The sequence below is a fragment of the Psychrobacter sp. 219-2-C genome (assembly GCF_049560815.1).
GTDB lineage: Bacteria > Pseudomonadota > Gammaproteobacteria > Pseudomonadales > Moraxellaceae > Psychrobacter > Psychrobacter faecalis.
Genome location: NZ_CP186933.1, coordinates 817,825 through 834,264, shown reverse-complemented (window position 1 = coordinate 834,264; position 16,440 = coordinate 817,825). Strand labels below are relative to the sequence as shown.

General features: G+C 43.8%; 15 protein-coding genes. 3 read left to right on the top strand and 12 right to left on the bottom strand.

All coding sequences use genetic code 11. The features are described 5' to 3' along the window. Positions 1-84: 84 nt before the first annotated feature. The 6 genes from ACPEGP_RS03360 to otsB all read right to left on the bottom strand — a co-directional run bounded on the left by ACPEGP_RS03360 (position 85) and on the right by otsB (position 6,344). Complete coding sequence (locus ACPEGP_RS03360) at positions 85-768, bottom strand: glycosyltransferase (protein ID WP_423813928.1); 684 nt, start codon at positions 766-768, stop codon at positions 85-87. A 24-nt stretch (positions 769-792) separates the two neighbouring features. Continuing rightward, complete coding sequence (locus ACPEGP_RS03355; RefSeq protein WP_423813927.1) at positions 793-1,578, bottom strand: class I SAM-dependent DNA methyltransferase; 786 nt, start codon at positions 1,576-1,578, stop codon at positions 793-795. After that, entirely contained in the window at positions 1,562-2,374 is an 813-nt protein-coding gene (locus tag ACPEGP_RS03350) for a PIG-L deacetylase family protein (RefSeq protein WP_423814237.1), read from the bottom strand. Before ACPEGP_RS03350 ends, ACPEGP_RS03355 begins: the two co-directional genes overlap by 17 nt. 89 nt (positions 2,375-2,463) lie before the next feature. Then, positions 2,464-3,630 (bottom strand): acyl-CoA dehydrogenase, encoded by a 1,167-nt coding sequence (locus ACPEGP_RS03345; protein WP_423813926.1) that lies wholly within the window; start codon positions 3,628-3,630, stop codon positions 2,464-2,466. An 18-nt stretch (positions 3,631-3,648) separates the two neighbouring features. Then, positions 3,649-5,337, bottom strand: a complete 1,689-nt coding sequence (locus ACPEGP_RS03340; RefSeq protein ID WP_423813925.1) for an alpha,alpha-trehalose-phosphate synthase (UDP-forming) — start codon at positions 5,335-5,337, stop codon at positions 3,649-3,651. Beyond that, on the bottom strand, positions 5,334-6,344 hold the full coding sequence (otsB, locus tag ACPEGP_RS03335) for a trehalose-phosphatase (RefSeq protein ID WP_423813924.1): 1,011 nt from the start codon (positions 6,342-6,344) through the stop codon (positions 5,334-5,336). The genes ACPEGP_RS03340 and otsB overlap by 4 nt, the downstream gene beginning before the upstream one ends. 257 nt (positions 6,345-6,601) lie before the next feature. Between otsB and ACPEGP_RS03330 the strand changes: the two genes are divergently transcribed. Then, positions 6,602-7,729: a M14 family metallopeptidase gene (locus ACPEGP_RS03330; protein ID WP_423813923.1), complete on the top strand. Its 1,128-nt coding sequence runs from the start codon at positions 6,602-6,604 to the stop codon at positions 7,727-7,729. A 208-nt stretch (positions 7,730-7,937) separates the two neighbouring features. Here ACPEGP_RS03330 and ACPEGP_RS03325 read toward each other — a convergent pair whose 3' ends face one another. Continuing rightward, positions 7,938-8,843, bottom strand: coding sequence for a LysR family transcriptional regulator (locus ACPEGP_RS03325; RefSeq protein ID WP_423813922.1), 906 nt, complete (start codon positions 8,841-8,843; stop codon positions 7,938-7,940). 208 nt (positions 8,844-9,051) lie between these two features. Here ACPEGP_RS03325 and ACPEGP_RS03320 point away from each other — a divergent pair, with 208 nt between their 5' ends. Further along, positions 9,052-9,237 (top strand): hypothetical protein, encoded by a 186-nt coding sequence (locus ACPEGP_RS03320; protein WP_423813921.1) that lies wholly within the window; start codon positions 9,052-9,054, stop codon positions 9,235-9,237. A gap of 636 nt (positions 9,238-9,873) precedes the next feature. After that, a complete protein-coding gene (locus ACPEGP_RS03315) occupies positions 9,874-10,491 on the top strand; it encodes a DUF411 domain-containing protein (RefSeq protein WP_423813920.1) in 618 nt (205 codons plus the stop codon). 320 nt (positions 10,492-10,811) lie between these two features. Here ACPEGP_RS03315 and phoU read toward each other — a convergent pair whose 3' ends face one another. From phoU to pstS, 5 genes are all read right to left on the bottom strand, one after another. Continuing rightward, positions 10,812-11,543, bottom strand: a complete 732-nt coding sequence (gene phoU, locus ACPEGP_RS03310; protein WP_198329171.1) for a phosphate signaling complex protein PhoU — start codon at positions 11,541-11,543, stop codon at positions 10,812-10,814. Between the two features lie 102 nt (positions 11,544-11,645). Continuing rightward, entirely contained in the window at positions 11,646-12,425 is a 780-nt protein-coding gene (gene pstB, locus ACPEGP_RS03305) for a phosphate ABC transporter ATP-binding protein PstB (protein ID WP_423814236.1), read from the bottom strand. 213 nt (positions 12,426-12,638) lie between these two features. Next, on the bottom strand, positions 12,639-13,553 hold the full coding sequence (gene pstA, locus ACPEGP_RS03300) for a phosphate ABC transporter permease PstA (protein ID WP_313973660.1): 915 nt from the start codon (positions 13,551-13,553) through the stop codon (positions 12,639-12,641). Between the two features lie 107 nt (positions 13,554-13,660). After that, positions 13,661-14,611 (bottom strand): phosphate ABC transporter permease subunit PstC, encoded by a 951-nt coding sequence (pstC, locus tag ACPEGP_RS03295; RefSeq protein WP_281491399.1) that lies wholly within the window; start codon positions 14,609-14,611, stop codon positions 13,661-13,663. Between the two features lie 281 nt (positions 14,612-14,892). Beyond that, the gene (gene pstS / locus ACPEGP_RS03290; protein ID WP_423813919.1) at positions 14,893-16,053 is read right to left on the bottom strand and encodes a phosphate ABC transporter substrate-binding protein PstS; all 1,161 of its coding nucleotides are present in this window, start codon (positions 16,051-16,053) and stop codon (positions 14,893-14,895) included. Positions 16,054-16,440: the final 387 nt, after the last annotated feature.

Here is a 16,440-nt window from a genome sequence, read left to right as displayed (position 1 = left end):
CGATAGATTCATTGTGTTAGCAAGGTATACACCGTGTCATAAGTGCACTATTTTCATAAAATCTGTCGCACTTTTTAAAATGAATTACTGTGAATTGCTGGTTTCTAAGTTTGCTAAAAATGCGGCAAACCCTTCTGCCGCTCGCGCTTGTAAGCGGCTGCTAGTAATGACCCGAACGCGATTGCTCCAAGTGATAGCAAAATTTTGCTTCTCAAATTTTTTAACCAAATCGACATCTTCATGGCAAGGCAGGGCAGCAAAACCGCCAACAGCGAGATACGCTGCACTACTAAAGCTCAAATTTGCCCCATGAATATGGCGATGTCCCATCTTATCTTGATAGTGAGCGATATAGTCTTGGCGGGTTTGGGGCGTTAAATGCGCCCAGTCATCAACGCTCACAACGCCGCATATCATAGCAGTCGGCTGATGATTAATATGAGCGATTTGCTGCGTTAGCCAATCTGCTGTGACAAGCGAATCAGCGTCGGTACAGGCAAGCCAAGTCGCGCCAGAGGCAATCGCATGACGAATGCCCAAATCTCGCACTTGCCCCACGCACCGGTAATCACAGCATAAATAATCCACGCCAGCGTGCTTGACCAATGTGAGTGTGTCATCGCTACAACTGTCGAGCACCACGAGCACAGTGGCGGTAATGGTAGAGGGCAGCTGCTCAATGGCCGTCTGCACTGATGCCAAGCATTTAGAGATGGTCAGCGCTTCGTTATGAGCAGGAATGACGATAGCGATATTTGTAGTATTCATGCATTTTATTCGGCGGATTTAACGTTAAACCAAGTTTTCTTGCATAGCCACCGTTTCTACCGAACGTTGCCACACATCCAATAAAAAATCGCTATCGACGACTTTACTTTGATGGGTAAAGGTAGGGTTTTGACTATCAACTTGCTGTATTTGCGCAGAGTTTACCTCATTACTTATTCTATTAAATGCGTGGTGCAGACGTTGGTGTACCGTTTCACCCGTCATGGTAAAGCCATCAATGTTATAGCGCCAATGGCAGCATAGTAATGTGCCACCTACCGCAAGATTTTGCTGAATCCAAGCGATGACGGTATCAATATCATTTGGCGATAAGTAATATAAAATTTCACTAATCACAATTAAATCAAAATGCGATTTCGCAGTCGGTAATATTTCAGGAATGATACCCTGTATAACCTTTACATGTCCGACCTCTGCCAAACGCTGCTTAGCCAGTTGCACGGCCTGTTTATTACCATCGATACTGACCAAAGTCTGACAACGGTTGGCAAGTAGAGCACTGAACACGCCATTACCACACCCTAATTCAATAGCGCTGGTATATTTTGCTTGTGGCAACACCGCTAGACACATATCGCGTTTACGCTTTTCATACCAGCGGGTCTGATACTGCCACGGATCGCTATTGTCGTTGTATAACGCATCAAAATAGCTTTCTGAATAAGCAGTGGCTGTCGTCTCTTTTTTACCATTCGACAAATCAGTATGAACAGTATGTAAGTCGGTTGTAGATACCTGCAAATTACCGACCTCATGCATTGGCGGTGTCAATTTAAGATTGTGGCTCATATAAATAAACTTCCCAAGGTTGGCTGATTCTAGCGATGGTTTGAGCCGATAAAATAGGCGGGTTGCCTGTACTTTCATCAACGGTTATTTGGCTTTTGAAACAGGCGATAGCCTCGGTTTTGCGCTGTAACTGCTCGGGCGTTAAGTCCACCCTGAGCGTGCAGTGCCAAGGAATACGACTATCGGCAGGTTTTGCCCAATGCCATGCCCAAATCAACACTTGATAACAGGCGAGTTGGTGTTGCTTAGCGAAAGCGGCGACTACTTGTCCTGTCGCTTCATGATCGGGATGACCATCATGTACAAAAGGCGTGATTAAAATATCATCAGGTTGAATAATTGCTGCTAATTTTTGGTGAAACTGTGCCCGCTCAGCAAAAACGTCACCATCGGTTAGGGCTAAAGACATACAGGTCACCTGCTGAGCAATGCCTAACACTTCTAATGCCGCTAAGCTTTCTTGCGGACGGATAGTATCAAGCAGGCGCGGCGGATAAATCTGCGAGTCAGGGTGGCTTTGCGTGCCGTTGGTCACGTGCACAAGGACGATAGGATTGCCGTTGGCGGCCAATTGTTGCAGCAGTCCGCCGCAGCCCAATATTTCGTCATCAGGATGAGGCGCAAATACGCAAACGCGTTGCTGCGGCGGGAAGTTTTTCGCTATATCTAGTCGAGGTAAATCGTGCAGTCCCTGCCAGTTTTGCCAAGCATCGGCGCTAGTACCATCGCCTTCAATGACGCGGTCACCGACAATCGGATGATCAGGCTTGACTAAGTGCGCTAAGTGCGTCGACATCACATTATGGTCTGTTAAGGCTTGAGTATTATTTTCTGCCTGATACACATAAAGATCAGAAGAGTCTCGTGCCACATTTACTTTGGGGTTTACAGTTGCCATATATTGTCCTGCCTGTCTGTCAAATCGCTGATTGCGGCGCGGTCGAAAGCGCTAGATAGCTCGCCGATTTTTTGTAAATCAAAGGCACCATGACTTTGACGAATAAATACCGCCAAATCTGCGGTTAACCTCGCAAAATGGGCATTGCCACAAAATGGCGCGGCCCCTAATGCTTGTCCGACTTTTTCCATCACTTGGCGTGCTACTTGCTCTACATTGGCGCGTAATTGACGGATAGCAAGTTCATGGTTTTGCAGCGGTTCACCCTCTATTAAGTCAGCAATATGATAAAAATACTGCTGAGTAACGGCCAATGCTGTGCTAATTTGACCTAAATACATGGCTTTATAGTCATTGGGTTTATGTTGATAAGCAGTTATTAAATAAATGGCAATGCGAGCGGCCGCACCGTACCAGCAAGCCGCAACGCCTGCCGCGCCATGCCAAAATCCTACCCGTTCTAGATACGTATTTGGCGCACCAACGTTATCGGCGTCTACGTCATGGAACTGTATGGTTGCCGTATCAGTGGCTTGCATGCCGACGGCCTGCCAAGCATTGTTATCAATATCAATGCCAGATTGGTGCATATCCACCATCAATAGTTGCGCTTGTCCCTGCTCATCGCGATAAGTCATCAGCCCATAATCCACGAGGTTGGCGCCTGAGCACCATGCTTTGCTACCACTGATTTTTCCCTCTGTATAACGTATCGGGTCGGGGTGTCCTTCTGCTGCCCAAACCGCCCATAAGCCTTGAGGCGCTTTATCGTAGCCGACTTCATGCAAAATACTTAACGCATCTAAATGCGATTCAAACCATTTCGCAAGCGTTAAATCTAGGCTCGACACGTATGCCAAGACTTGCCATCGAATCAAGGTGTTAGACTGATTTGGCTTGCTTGCTTGTTTATTGTTTTGAGCGTTCGTCGTATCGCCTTCGCTTATAACATTTTCAGCACCGGCAATAGCCCTAGCACCACTAGCAGGGTGAGGGATTTCGTCGCTATAACCGACTAGAATCGTTAATATTTCACGGCGCAACTTATCGGTCATAGCCAAACTGCCGATAGTTTGGTTTTCTGCTTGTATAACTTCTTCTATAGCAGATTTTATATTTATTAATAAAGCGTTTTTGGCATCGGGCACTTGCATACAGTCTCCTAATTATTGTTATGAATCAGACATTTGAATGGCATCAAAAGCGCCATCATCTGCTGACCGTTTTTTATTATCATATCGGCCATCTAAATACAAATCGTCTAAAAAGCGTTGCTGCCAAGCGTATAAGTCATCTTGATGTAGCCCTTGTAGCAATACTTGATAGCGTAACTGTCGCTCTTTTAATGGCATTGTCAATGCCGTCCTTAGTCCTTCTATCATACTCGTGGGTTGATGCGGATCGACAATGACCGCTGCTTGCATTTGCTCAGCGGCTCCTGCGTAACGCGAGAGCATGAGCACGCCCGGATCATCAGGATTTTGCGCGGCGATATATTCTTTAGCCACCAGATTCATACCGTCTTTTAAGGAGTTGACCCAGCCGATATCACTTTGCCAAAATGCGGCCATCAAGGGCTCATGGTTTAAGACGTTTTCGCTATATTTAATCGCTTGCCAAGCACCGTTGTCAGTTGAAAATTGCTGATTTATATCACTGACTGTTTGTTTAACTTCCTGATAAAGCTGTTGATAAGTTGGCAAATCTAAGCGACTAGGACAAGCGATTTGTAATAATTGCAGCTGATTTTGATAGCTTGGATAATGCTCTAAAAAATTACGATAGGCTGAAAAACGTCTTAATAAGCCTTTTGAATAGTCAATTCTATCTACCGCGATAATTTGTTGTGTCGTCGTCTTGTCGGTTTTTTTATATACATTATGCTGCGCCAAATGTGCAGGTAGAGGCGAGGCTAACTGACTGACCTGCTGCTGGATTCTTGCGACATTAATACCGATCGGATAGGCGTTAATCAATAAACAATGCTGAGGTTTAAAGTCTAAATTAAGCGTTAGTGCTGTCCCAGATGAGTGGTAAGGGTAAGCATGAGTAAAAGATTGGTTTTTTTGTAAGACATTGATGGGTGTAAGTCCGACATCGCTGTTTTCTGCTAAGCTGTTTGCTAGCACGTCTTCTTTATCTACACTTTCTTTTTCCGCTCTCTCTTCGTTCAAACGATTTTCTGACAACCTGTCTTTTAAATAATGCTGAAAAACGTCAACGCAATTGGTGCATCCTTGCTGGGTTTGGGTACCGAGCACATCATAATGCGCCAGATGATGAATGAGCTCAGCGCTTTGCTTAAGCTGTTGCCAAAAATCCAGCGCCACAAAGGGAATGTGTAAAAAAAGCCCAATACGATTGTTGATGCCAAGCTTTCGGCAATGATACGCCACACTTAAAAAATGATAATCATGGACCCAAATGACATCGTCAGGCTGAATGATACTTTTTAATTGGCGCGCAAATAGACAGTTGACCGCCTGATAACCCGCATAATCATCTGTAGCTTGGCTGATAAGCGCTGTTTGCTCATGCAGTAGAGGCCACAATACATTATTGGCAAAACCGCAGTAGAAATGCTGATATTGCTGGGTGGTAAAAGCGGTGGTTATATAAGTGATTTGTGTGGCGCGGGTTTTTGCCTTGTTGCTCGCCATAAAGCGTTGTTGAATACTGCTAAATGTATTGGCGGCGTCGGTGTTATTGGCGTTGTTGTCATTGACGACTTCGCCATTCCAGCCCATCCAGACGACTGATTTGCCGATTAAGACGTCTTGCAATGCGACAGCAAGCCCGCCCGCCATAGGGTGGTTATCGGGCATCTTTACGCGGTTAGATAAGACAATTAAGCGGCTCATGTCAGTGGTCTCGCTGTATTTTTTAATGGGCGTCGGTTAGTGTCTATTAGCGGCGGTGCCACTTGCTCTTGCTCTGTTAAACCAGATAACTTGGGAGATAAGGTTGGGCGCTGTTGGCAAAACTTTAAAAAGCTCTCAAGCAATACCGTGACCTCAAAAATATTATTGACATAATAATGCGCACACGTTGGCTCAGTGCCGTCATAACCTACTTTCATACCCATACCTTTTATGGGTGGTTTAGAATCCTCTCGTGGTTCGTTATTTTGTATAAAGCGACTTCTTTCTGTCATGTGCTTGTCGCCTTGTACTGCCATAAATCCTGTTTCATCGGTGATGTCGTCGCCAATAAAGATAGGACAAAGCCTATTGTTAGCCTGAAATTTTTTTAGTAAGGTCAAAATCGCACTGCCTTTATCGGCGTCTTTGGGCGCGATTTCCCAGACATATTTACCTTGTTTTACTATCCAATCGCCATGGTTTTTTATGATTGTGGTTATAATGCGATAAGCGATATCGGCTAAGGCGGGATTTTGACGATAATGGAGGGCAACGGAGTAGGACTTGTCTTCTATGATAAAATCGTCATAGCGCAAGCAAGAGCGGATAAGCGCTTGTTTTATAGCAGCAAGCTCAGCGCTGTCGACGGATGAAACGCTCATATTATTATTAGATTCGTTATCTTCAAAGTCTATTTCTAGTCCATGCGTTGCAGCGATGGGTAAGCTTAGCGGCGCCAGCATTCGCTTTGCTTCGGCTAGACTGCGCCCAGTAACAGCGGCGATTTTGACGCCATAATTTTGTATGTTTTGTAAAAGTGTTAAAGTGGTAGCGGGGATAAAGCTGTCTTTCGGGTTCAAGGTAAAGTCAGCAAGCGTGCCGTCGATATCTAAAAACAAGCAGTAGCGCTGCTGATGAGAGAGACAATCAGCGAAGTGATTTGGCGCAATATATATAGGACATCTGATAGGGGCGCTATTTGCTGGGACGCTTCTTCCTGAAGTCACATGTTATCCTTATTTTAATGTGTTATATGATGCTCTAAAACGGGTATTGTTTAATCGAAGTTAAGCAATTAAACCTAAGCAATCAAGGCTAAGCCATTAAAGTTAAGTAAATAAAAATTATTAACGAAGCTTAGTAATTAAGCTTCCTCATAAGTTTGCCATAAAGTCCATCCTACTACGATGGACAAAATATGGTATTTAGTATAAGTTTTTTTAGTATCTGTCTTTTAATTTACAAAAACCATTAGGAAAAGATTATGCATATCAGCGCAAATTTCGATGCCGGTAATATTGAGGTTATCAATGCAGAAGATCAAACCAACATTCAATTGGCAATTCGTCCAGACGTGGGCGGAGAGTTTTTTCAGTGGTTTAACTTTCGTCTATCAGGCGAAGTTGGCGAGCAGTACGTACTCAACATTATGAATGCAGGGAAGGCGTCTTACCTTGCAGGCTGGGAGGATTATCAAGCGGTGGCTTCCTATGATCGCGAGTATTGGTTCCGTCTGCCATCCTCTTATAAGGAGGGTAAGTTAACGATAACGGCAGAGCTTGCGTGCGAAAGTATTCAAATTGCGTATTTCGCTCCCTATAGCTATGAGCGTCATCAAGACCTGTTAGCGGCGGTGCAAGTGCATCCGCTCGCGTGTTTAGAGCATTTGGGCGAAACGCTTGATAAACGCGACTTAACCTTAGTAAAAGTAGGTAATGGTGATAGCAAGAAGCGCAGTATCTGGATTACGGCGCGCCAGCATCCGGGTGAGACAATGGCTGAATGGCTGGTTGAGGGGCTATTGAACAGTTTGTTAGACGAGGATAATGCCACGGCTAAGTTGTTATTAGAAAAAGCCAATTTTTATATCGTACCGAATATGAATCCTGATGGCAGTGTACGCGGGCACCTGCGTACCAATGCGGTAGGGACGAATCTAAACCGTGAATGGGCAAACCCAAGCTTAGAAAAAAGCCCTGAAGTGTTTCATGTCATCAATAAAATGGAAGAAACGGGTGTTGACTTATTTTATGACGTGCATGGCGATGAAGCGCTGCCTTATGTGTTCCTTGCCGGCTCGCAGGGCACGCCAAGCTATAACGACCGCCTTGCCCATCTACGTGATAAATTCTCAGAAGTCTTAAAATTGGCCAGCGCCGACTTTCAATCTGAATTTGGTTATGATATTGACGCACCCGGCACAGCAAACATGACGATTGCTACCCACTGGGTAGCCGAGCGCTTTGATTGTCTTGCCAACACTTTAGAGATGCCATTTAAAGAGAATGCCAATTTACCTTTTGAAGATACAGGTTGGTCACCTGAGCGCTCTATTAAATTAGGGGAAGCCTCGTTAGTCGCTATGCTGGCGGTCGTTGATGAGTTGCGTTAGTCATAAACTTTTTGTGAGTTAATCAGATGGTTTCATGACAATAATTTAATAGTGATGGTTTAATTGGCAGGGTTGAATTGCTTAGAGCAGCGGCTTAAACACTCAGTTTTTAGCTTTTGCTCTAGGCAATTATAAGGTTATTAAATGGCGGGTAGCAGTAATTTTGCATTCTTATTTATAAAATATAACACCGATTATTTTCTATAGACTACATCAGATAATGATTTTGCACATAGTCAATGCATAGCTCATAAAAAGCTTGAGCAGCCACAGAGATGGTTTTGTCCGCACGTTTAAAAATACCAATTTGTCTGTCTAAAGATGGCTCCAGCAACTTTATCCAGACCAGCTCGGGCTCATTAGCTGGGAAAGCCAGTTTTGGTAGGGTAGTGATGCCCAAATCATTCCTTAATAATGAAAACAAGGAGGTAATATTTTCTACTGTATAGCGCGCTTTACGATTTAGGGCTTCAGCAGGCGTGTTTTCAAGTAATCTACAAGTGCCATTATAAATAAAGGGCTGCGACATCAGTTGTTGCCAATGTAATCCTGATGTTTGGTTTGACTCGCCGTTTTCGTTTAACTGGTTTAACTCATTGCTTTTTAAGCAAACCACGCCGATAGGGTCTGATATAAGCGGCGTAAAATCAATGTCAGTTTGGTCGATACTGGTGCAATTGCCCAATGCCAAATCTACTTCTCCCGTCAGTAAGCGATTCGCCACCCCCACCGCATTATCGTCTATCAAGACAATTTCGATATCAGGATATTTTTTAGAATAAGCAACCAAAACGCTTGGCAGCAGTTTTGTGACCAGTGATGGCACGCTTGCAATCCTAATCTTACCTTTTTCACCAGCTGCAATCGCTTGCAAATCATCTTCTAACGTTTGATAAATGCTCAGGAACTGCTGAATTTTGGGCACACAGCTTTCACCAAACGGCGTCAATGTCGCTTTATTGCCAACTTCAAATAAGCTTTGGTTCAATGTTTTTTCTAGCTCTTTAATTGACGCTGATATAGCCGCTTGCGAGCGATTGGCGCGACTGGCAGCTGCACGAAAACCGCCTTCTTCTACCACGATTAAAAAATGACGTAATTGTTGTAATTTCATAATGTTGGCTACCTTTATAAGCGCTGCTGACTGTTTAATTTTATGCACTTTCATAACGTCATGAACCGTTAAATTAATACAAATCTAAGTGATAGATTAAATCTATCATATTTAATATTTAATTAGTTAGATTTATCGTATGTAAATGGGTAGCATAAGGATTAGAAATAAAGGATTGATAAAGCCATCTAAGAAAAGGATTAAAAAAATGAGCACTCACTCAACCAAACAAGCGGTTAATACCGCACTTTATGCCTCAAAATCGCCACTTGAGTGGGCAATCACCAATAATGGCACGTTATACACCGCGCAAATTCCTATTGATGGAAACGGTGAGGTAGTCGCAGGTGGCGACGCTCAAAAAAAGCGCGGCGGCAATATTGGTCGAAGATAATGAGACGTCAAATAAAGGGGCTGGGGGTGTATAAGAGATAAAGTCCAGTCTATATAAATAATCGCTGCTTATTCTATTAATGGAGGATAAGCAGTGACGCAGTCCTCAATCCTTTCTCTATATCCTATGCAAGATCTCATCGCTTTTCTTATCAAGAGCACTGTTATAGCCGCTGCTTTAAATATTGTTATTTGCAGATTGTTTTTAGGGCGTGTCTTCAATTCAATCGATGGACATCTAAATGGGCTAAAAATGGCTAAATTTTGCCAAACTTCATCAAATAGCTAGGTAATATCCCGATATTAACGGCGCTATTTTCCTTGTTTGACTGCAATTTATCTCATTTTTATCACCATTTTTAAAATGAAGACACGCCCTAGTACTGCCCTTTTGTTTTTTCTTAAAAATTGTCAAATAAATTATCTGTGAAAATTTCAAAGTGGGAGAATGACAATATTGTAATCTTAACGTCATCTGTTAGTCAGAAGGATTCATGTATCATGCATGTATGATGATAGTGTCGTGATATCGGGTCAAACGCTTAACGTATTGCTCCAAATTTAAAAATGAAAGACAGCTCTTTTTGATTATAAATATCACATGCGACATTAAACAATAAATGACGAGAGGGTATGTATGAAACCTGATAACCATAACTTAACTTTTAAGCAGCATAAATTGTTTGGTGCGCTTATCCTACTGACAGTGACATCGTCGTTATTTGCTTGTAACGACACCAATACCACTGCTGCAACCACAGCGCCTGTAGAGACGGCAACAGACAGCCAGAATTCAAAAGCCCAAACGTCTAAAACTGAGTCGACGAGCTCTAGCAGTAACAGTGATGCGCTGAGAAACGTCTCTGCGACGGTTTATAAAGATGCCAATTGTGGCTGCTGTAAGGAGTGGATTAGCCATGCCGAACATCACGGTATGACTGCGGCGGGACAAGATGTCGCCGACTTAGCAGTTTTTAAAGAACGCTATGGTGTCCCGAGCAATATGCGCTCTTGTCACACGGCGGTCACGAGCGACGGTTATGTATTCGAAGGTCATGTGCCTGCCAAGTATATAGCCCAGTTTTTAGCCAATCCGCCAAGCGAGGCTATTGGTCTTGCCGTACCCGGTATGCCAATGGGTAGCCCCGGGATGGAGTACCAAAATAAATTTTCACCTTATCAAGTGATGCAAATCAACAAAGACGGTAGCACAGCGGTATATGCTGAGGTTGATAGCGCCAATGCCCAGTTATAGCTGAAAAGGATGATTTTTACTGTCCATCGCTAACTTATTAATAATAAGGAAATTATGTAAAGAGAAAGTATTTACATCAGAAAATTCTTATACCACCTGAGAAAAGATAGGATTAAACCATTATAGATCTCTATTTATGAGGCCTATAATGGCTTTTTTGAATAAGTATGAGAGCGTGGCAAACTCTTGACTAGAAAAGATAGGCATAAACTGTTTTTAATACAAGTAACGGCGCTTAAGAAAGATGTATAACTAAGTATATATAAAGGCCTTGAAGAGGGGTTAATTGAGAAAATTTTTTTGTCTATTTATTAATATTATTACTCATGCCGGCCAGCATCAGTTGTTTGCTGGACGATTTGTTCGACTTGCATAAAATCTGTATGCCGCACATCTTTGCCGCTGGTGTAAAAAATGACCAGTTCAGCAATGTTTTTAGCGTGATCGCCCACCCGTTCTAAGGCGCGTAATACCCAAAGTATGTTAATCACTTTGGACACATGGCGGCTGTCTTCCATAATATAGGTCATCAAGGCTCGAGTGGCAGATTGGTACTCTTCATTAACCACTGTATCACTTTGCAATACCGAAAACGCTTGCTGAGGATTCATATGCGAAAAGGCGTCAATCGCATCAAGCAGCATCAGGCGCACCTGATTGGATAAATGCTGAACCTCTGAATAGCCTCTTGGAGATGCACCATTTTTAATCAATTTGCAGGCCATACGGGCAATTTTTTCTGCTTCGTCACCGACACGCTCAAAATCAACAATGCCTTTACTAAGCGCCATGACTAAACGCAAATCATTGGCAGCTGGTTGGCGTTTGGCGACCAACAAAATGATTTGCTCATCGATTTTAATCTCTAGCTGATTGATCAGATGATCATCTTCAATCACTTTTTTCGCGGTCGCCTCATCTGCAGCTATCAAGGCGCGTGTCGCAACCATGACTTGCTCTGCTGCCATGTGACCCATTTGCATAAACAGCTCAATCACGTCATGTAAGTCATTATCAAAACTCTTTGATAAATGCTTTGCCGTTATCGCCATGCTTGCTTCCTTAATCGTATTGGTGTTGCTCATAAAAATATTGCCAAAATGAGTAGCGTGATAAATGACTGCTAGAAATGATTGCTTTAAGCGAACAGCGACTTAGCCATAACGACCGGTAATATAATCTTCAGTCGCTTTTTGTGCTGGGTTGGTGAATATTTGATCTGTTTCCCCCATTTCTACCATGTCCCCCAAATACATATAAGCGGTGTAGTCGGAGACGCGCGCGGCCTGCTGCATATTGTGGGTGACGATAGCAATGGTATAGTCGTTTTTTAAATCGGTAATCAAATCTTCAATCGCGCCAGTGGATATAGGGTCAAGCGCGGACGTTGGCTCATCTAATAGCAAGACTTCAGGTTTCGTTGCTACTCCGCGGGCAATACAAAGTCGCTGCTGTTGACCGCCAGATAATGACAATCCTGACGCTTTGAGTTTATCTTTGACTTCCAGCCATAACGCCGCCTTTTTGAGTGCCCACTCGACACGTTCATCCAATTCTACTCTGCTGAGCTTTTCATAGAGACGGACGCCAAATGCGACGTTGTCATAAATGGACATCGGGAAAGGGGTGGGCTTTTGAAAGACCATACCGACACGCGCACGCAGCAAATTAACATCGGTATCTTTTGCCAAAATATTTTGGCCATCAAGGGTAATTTGACCTTCAGCATGCATACTCGGATACAAGTCATACATACGGTTAAAGGTACGTAGCAGCGTTGATTTACCGCAGCCTGAGGGACCAATAAAAGCGGTGACCTTTTTTTCTGGAATATCGATATTGATGTTTTTTAATGCTTGAAAATCGCCATAATAAAAGTCTAAATCGCGAATGGTAATCTTGGCAGGCGGCATATTGTCGGGCATGTCCGCCATGGTTTGCTTGATAAGATGGGCAATATCTGGCTGTTTATGCTGACCATTGTTAAACATAGCGTCATCCAGTAAACGGCGTTTGCTGCTGGTATCTGTCATCGGCTTAGTCGCTTTTCTCTCTAATAAATCAGTCATAATGGTATCCATCTGTTTTAAAGTTTTATTAAATGGGGGTGTTTTTTTACTATTAGCTGTGCTTCTGTTAGCCTTGAATTATCTGCTATGGTCTTTGCCACCGATAAAGCGCGCCGCAATATTTAAGAATAATACTGTCGCGGTAATGAGTAGCGCCGCCGCCCAAGCCAGTGCATGCCAGTTATCATAAGGGCTCATCGCAAACTGATAAATCGTGTTGGGTAAGTTGGCCATTGGCTCACTCATATCGGTACTAAAGTATTGGTTGTTTAGCGCGGTAAATAGCAAGGGCGCGGTTTCACCGGTAATACGCGCAAAAGCGAGCAGCACACCTGTGGTTAGACCAGCTTTGGCAGCTTTCAGCGTCACTGTACTGACCAGCTTCCATTTTGGCGTACCCAATGCATAAGCCGCTTCGCGCAGTGTATTAGGTACAAGGTTTAGCATGTTTTCCGTCGTACGCACGACAATAGGAATCACAATTAGCGCCAACGCTAATGCACCAGCCCAACCCGAAAAGCTCTGTCCTTTGACCATCAAGGCATAAATAAACAAACCAATCACAATGGATGGGGCAGACAATAAAATATCATTTAAAAATCGGGTGACTTTACCCAACATACTGCCCTGTGAAAATTCTGCTAAATAAATGCCCGCCATCATGCCGATTGGCGCACCAATCGCTAAGCCCGAAAAAGCCAACATTGCTGAGCCAACAATGGCATTACGTAGACCACCTTCGCCCATCGGTGGCGGGGTATCTGCCATAAAGACAGGCATCTCGATTAAACCTTGCATGCCTTCAACAAACAACGTCATCAAAATCCAAATCAGCCAAACCAAACCAAATACAAGCGCTGATAAAGCAAAACCAAGTCCCAGTCTATTGATAAAACGGCGCTTGTTATAAAGACGCTTGTTGTAGCGGTCTTCAAAGCGTACAGAAGGCTGGCTTGGCTGGGTCGTTTGAGTAGTGACTGGTGCTAAAGTCATGAAGTGTTTGTCCTTCTTGAGTCAAATAATGGCGGCAAATAGCGTGTTTTAGTTTGTTTAGGCTTGTTTTGATTTGATTGGTTTTGTTGGCTTTTAAAATAGTATGTTTAATTACCTGCTTTTTGGTCAATACGCATGAGCATCAGCTTAGATATCGACAAAACGATAAAGGTAATGACAAACAGGATTAACCCTAAATGTAGTAATGACGCTAAGTGCAGCTCACTTGACGCTTCGGCAAACTCGTTGGCCAGCGCTGAGGTAATAGTCACCCCAGAGGTAAATAGGCTTGGGCTGATATTGAAAGCATTACCAATTAAAAAGGTAACAGCCATCGTCTCGCCAAGCGCTCGACCCAGTCCCAAAATCACGCCACCAACCACACCTGCTTTGGTATAAGGTAAGATGATTTTAAACATCACCTCCCACGTAGTGGCGCCCATACCGTATGCGGATTCTTTTAGCAGGTCTGGCACCACAGAGAAAACATCGCGCATGGTAGCGGCGATAAAGGGAATAATCATAATTGCCAGTATTAATGAGGCGGTAAACATCCCCAATCCCATCGGCGCACCGGTAAAAACCTTGCCAATGATAGGTAGGGGACCAATATTTTCAATAAACCAAGGCTGAATGTGATCACCAAAAAACGGCGCAAAGACAAACAAGCCCCACATGCCGTAGATGATAGAAGGGATACCTGCCAGCAGCTCGATAGCAATACCCAATGGCTTTTTCAAAAAATTGGGACAAAGTTCCGTTAAAAAGATAGCAATCCCAAAGCTGACTGGTACGGCGATACAGATAGCGATGAGCGAGGTGACCACCGTCCCGTAAATGGGGGCAAGTGCACCGTATTGATCGTTTACCGTATCCCAGTTATTGCTGGTATAAAACCCCAAGCCAAACTCAGTGATACTTGGCCACGCACCGACAATCAATGACAGCATGATGCCGCCAAGCGACAAGAGCACCAAGATTGCAAATGCTTTAGTGGCATTAACAAAAACCGCGTCAAAGCGTTTTTGTTTTGCCAGTTGGGATTTTAGGTCTGCCATAAAAGCCTCTGTTGTTTATCGCTCTAACTTTTCATTATGTTAATGATTAACTGTGTTAACGCTTGCTAGTGTGAAAGCTTGATTGTAAAAAACCTTAGGGGTTTTAGCTTTAGCGTCTTACCGTAATAAACTGTATCATCTAACGACCGAATCTTAAGTTCACTACGGCTAAGACGTCACCAAGCAAACACGCTTTTCAGTATTTGCTTGATGGCATTAGTTAGCTTATTCTCGACTGGCTTCTTCTCGAATTAATAAGCTTCGAATTAAAAAGCTTCGAGCTACTGTGCTGAGGTATAGACAGGCTTACCTTCGCTGTCTACCACCTCATTCCATTTCGCCTTAAATAAAGCCACGGCCGTATCTGAAAAAGGCACATAATCAAGACTCATCGCGTCATCATCGCCTTGAGCATAAGCCCAGTCAAAGAAGTTAAGGACACCTGCCACTTGTTTGGCATCTTGCGGTTGTTTATGGACTAAGATAAAGGTCGCAGCAGCGATAGGCCATGCTTGATCGGTCTCAGAGTTGGTGATGACTTTATAAAAGCCTTCTTGCTTTGACCAATCGATGTCACCAGCGGCGGCGAATGTCTGCGCAGATGGTTGCACGACGTTGCCAGCGGCATTTTTTAGAGCAACGTGTGCCATGCTGTTTTGCTTAGCATAAGCGTATTCAACGTAGCCGATAGAGTTTTTCATACGCGTCACATAGCTTGACACGCCTTCGTTACCTTTACCGCCAGCACCGGTTGCCGAGGTTGGCCATTTCACGGTTTTATCGACGCCAACGCTGTCTTTCCAATCGTTTGACACTTTGGCTAAATAATCGGTAAAGTTAAAGGTTGTGCCCGAACCGTCTGAGCGGAACACTGTGGTAATGGCGGCGTCAGGAAGGCTTAAGTCAGGATTCATAGCTTTGATGGCAGGGTCATCCCATTTGCTGATTTTACCAAGATAGATGTCAGCGAGCATTTTTCCATCGAGCTTCAATTGACCAGGCGCAACGCCATCGATATTGACGATAGGTACCACGCCGCCGATAACGGTCGGGAATTGAATCAGACCGGCTTCCTCTAATTCCGCTGGCGTCATCGGCGCATCGGACGCGCCAAAATCCACCGTTTTTGCGACGATTTGTTTGATACCGCCCGATGAACCAATCGACTGATAGTTCACTTGACCGCCAGTTGCTTTATGATAGGCATCTGACCATTTAGCATAGATAGGCTGCGGGAAAGAGGCGCCAGCGCCGGTGATATTCATCGACACATTGTCTGTTGATTGGACGTCTGTCGACTGAACGTTTGCGGTGTCGGTAGGCGCGGTGGTTGATTGCGCCGAAGTAGCGGGCTCATTGCTTTCATTACTATTGGGGGGTTGATTACAAGCAGCTAAGGTAAAGGTACTCGCGACTGCTAAAGCCATTAATGAATAACGCATTGTTTCTCCTAGAAAGTAATCAGATTTAAGTATGGGGCGTTTATGAATAACAATGTCGCTGCCCAGGTTTTTAGTAATGTATTGCTAACGATGTTTGGTTAGCAAGGTTTTGCTACAAAGACGCTCGGTAGTCAATGAGCACATTGTGCCGAGCAAATATGACAGTTTGATGAAATAAGACATTTTTATGAAAAAAGTTGGTCAATTAAAAACGCAGCCCAATAAAGCAGTCGTTTAAGGGGATTGCGGCTGCTATCTAGCGCAAAATTCGTTATGATGAGCCGTTGGTTTTTTTTGGGGCGTAAGGGTTTAAGGCTAAGCGTTCAAAGCACAGCGCTTAAAGTATAGGGCTGAAAGTACAGTGTTTGAGCTGCAATGTTTAAGGCG

Bases quoted from the DNA above. Each gene is read 5' to 3' on its own strand.
- ACPEGP_RS03360 (WP_423813928.1), bottom strand. From the start codon at position 768: ATGAATACTACAAATATCGCTATCGTCATTCCTGCTCATAACGAAGCG.
- ACPEGP_RS03355 (WP_423813927.1), bottom strand. From the start codon at position 1,578: ATGAGCCACAATCTTAAATTGACACCGCCAATGCATGAGGTCGGTAAT.
- ACPEGP_RS03350 (WP_423814237.1), bottom strand. From the start codon at position 2,374: ATGTCGACGCACTTAGCGCACTTAGTCAAGCCTGATCATCCGATTGTC.
- ACPEGP_RS03345 (WP_423813926.1), bottom strand. From the start codon at position 3,630: ATGCAAGTGCCCGATGCCAAAAACGCTTTATTAATAAATATAAAATCT.
- ACPEGP_RS03340 (WP_423813925.1), bottom strand. From the start codon at position 5,337: ATGAGCCGCTTAATTGTCTTATCTAACCGCGTAAAGATGCCCGATAAC.
- ACPEGP_RS03330 (WP_423813923.1), top strand. From the start codon at position 6,602: ATGCATATCAGCGCAAATTTCGATGCCGGTAATATTGAGGTTATCAAT.
- ACPEGP_RS03325 (WP_423813922.1), bottom strand. From the start codon at position 8,843: ATGAAATTACAACAATTACGTCATTTTTTAATCGTGGTAGAAGAAGGC.
- ACPEGP_RS03320 (WP_423813921.1), top strand. From the start codon at position 9,052: ATGAGCACTCACTCAACCAAACAAGCGGTTAATACCGCACTTTATGCC.
- ACPEGP_RS03315 (WP_423813920.1), top strand. From the start codon at position 9,874: ATGAAACCTGATAACCATAACTTAACTTTTAAGCAGCATAAATTGTTT.
- phoU (WP_198329171.1), bottom strand. From the start codon at position 11,543: ATGGCGATAACGGCAAAGCATTTATCAAAGAGTTTTGATAATGACTTA.
- pstB (WP_423814236.1), bottom strand. From the start codon at position 12,425: ATGGCGGACATGCCCGACAATATGCCGCCTGCCAAGATTACCATTCGC.
- pstA (WP_313973660.1), bottom strand. From the start codon at position 13,553: ATGACTTTAGCACCAGTCACTACTCAAACGACCCAGCCAAGCCAGCCT.
- pstC (WP_281491399.1), bottom strand. From the start codon at position 14,611: ATGGCAGACCTAAAATCCCAACTGGCAAAACAAAAACGCTTTGACGCG.
- pstS (WP_423813919.1), bottom strand. From the start codon at position 16,053: ATGCGTTATTCATTAATGGCTTTAGCAGTCGCGAGTACCTTTACCTTA.